Genomic DNA, 1,985 nt, shown 5'->3' on the forward strand with positions numbered 1-1,985 from the left:
AGACCAGTTTCGCCAAGCGAAAGATGCATCTTGGCTATCGCAGCCTCAGCGCCGATGCCGGCCCATTCCAGGGGGTCTACAGGGGCCACGAATTTCACTACGCCACCACGTTGAAGGCGGACGGCCCCCCCCTCTTTGAAGCCACTGACGCCGAGGGCAAGACCCTGCCCCCGATGGGGCTTCGTTCAGGCCGGGTCTGCGGCTCTTTTGCGCATGTCATCGCCAGCGCCTGAAGTCCGCGGCTTCGGGCTTTCCTTCGTCTGAAGTAACATATACGCATCCGAATATGACCGAAGCCGTCGTCCCCACATCTGAAGGCCACGCGCGCCGGAATGTGCTCATTTTGGTGATGGCGCAGGCGTTTCTGGGCGCGCAGATGCCGATGATCTTCACGATCGGCGGACTTGCCGGACAGTCCTTGGCCTCGAACCCCTGCTTCGCCACCCTGCCCATCTCGCTGATCGTTCTCGGTTCGATGCTGTCGGCGACACCGGTTTCGGCGCTGATGCAGAAATACGGCCGAAAGGCGGGATTTTTCCTGGGAACGGCGGGCGGCAGCATCGGGGCCGCCATCGGCGCTTACGGCCTTCTGACCAGCAGCTTTCCAATGTTCCTGCTTGGCTCGCTTTTCACCGGCATCTACATGTCCGCCCAAGGCTTCTACCGCTTCGCCGCGACCGATACGGCCTCCGATGAATTCCGGCCCAAGGCAATCTCATACGTCATGGCGGGCGGTCTCATTTCGGCGGTCATCGGCCCGCAGTTGGTGAAACTGACCGCCGATGCAATGGTGGTGACCTTTCTTGGCACCTACCTGACGGTCATCGCGATCAACGTCATCGGCTCGTTCCTGTTCCTGTTCCTCGACATCCCCAAACCGGCCCCGCCGCGACCGGACAGCCCGAAGGCACGCAGCCGGATGGAACTGCTGCGCACGCCGCGCATCGCCGTGGCGATCATCTGCGCGATGGTCTCCTATGCACTGATGAACCTCGTCATGACCTCGACACCGCTGGCGGTCGTCGGTTGCGGATTCGACAAGGCGAATGCCGCCGACATCGTCACGGCCCATGTCCTCGCCATGTTCGCCCCCTCGTTCTTTACCGGCCATCTGATCAACCGCTTCGGCGTCGAAAAGATCGTGGCCGCCGGCCTCATGATCCTTGCGGCGGCAGGCGTCGTGGGCTTGGCGGGAGTTGAGCTGGAGAATTTCTTCGTTGCCCTCGTCCTGCTCGGTATCGGCTGGAACTTCGGTTTCATCGGCGCCACGACGATGCTCGCCGGCGCTCACCACCCCGAAGAACGCGGCCGCGTGCAGGGCATGAACGACATGATCGTCTTCGGTTGCGTGACGATCGCTTCACTGGCGTCCGGTGGCTTGATGAATTGCTCGGGCGGCACGGCAATCGAGGGCTGGACAGCCGTCAACATGGCGATGGTGCCGTTCCTCGTTCTGGCCGGTGGCGCGTTGATCTGGCTCGCCCTGCGCCCGTCCGACGCCTGAACAGCGCGCCCTAAAAAGTCAAACCGATCAATTGGTTGCGGACAGTGATTCGTTCCCTGCCCTTCAACAATTCGGAGCGTCCATGGTCATTGCCTGCAAATAACCGCAATCACGACACATTTTTGCCCCATTCTTTGCGCCACAGGCCGCACTGCCCCATAATCGTCCTCACTAGGAGAAATGGGGGCACCATGCGCTTTTCGACTGCAACACTGCTCATCTTATTCATCGCGACCGGCCTGATGACGGCTGTCGGGTCCGGCACGCCGACCAAATTCACAGCGCCGGGTCAGATCCGTCTTTACTGATTTGATCAGGCCTGCCGCAAAAGTCCGCGCCACAGCAGGCCGCTTCGCCGCGAGAATTCCGATGGCTCCAATCCACCCGCGATGACGGCTTCCGGGTCGCGCTCGGCTTTCGTCAGAACCGTATCGGCGAGCCACGCGGCACGAGTTGCGGGCCGCGCCACAGCTGGCACCGC

Annotated in this window: 1 protein-coding gene and 1 pseudogene; both read left to right on the plus strand. The window is 61.8% G+C overall.

All coding sequences use genetic code 11. The annotated features are described in order from the left end of the window. A pseudogene (locus WBB85_RS01270) lies at positions 1-233 on the plus strand (cobyrinate a,c-diamide synthase); the annotation flags it as partial. A gap of 53 nt (positions 234-286) precedes the next feature. After that, complete coding sequence (locus WBB85_RS01275; protein ID WP_432636814.1) at positions 287-1,504, plus strand: MFS transporter; 1,218 nt, start codon at positions 287-289, stop codon at positions 1,502-1,504. Positions 1,505-1,985: the final 481 nt, after the last annotated feature.

The organism is Albidovulum sp. (genome assembly GCF_049646345.1).
GTDB lineage: Bacteria > Pseudomonadota > Alphaproteobacteria > Rhodobacterales > Rhodobacteraceae > Albidovulum.

Excerpts from the sequence above, each read along its gene's own strand:
- WBB85_RS01275 (WP_432636814.1), top strand. The coding sequence starts at position 287 with ATGACCGAAGCCGTCGTCCCCACATCTGAAGGCCACGCGCGCCGGAAT.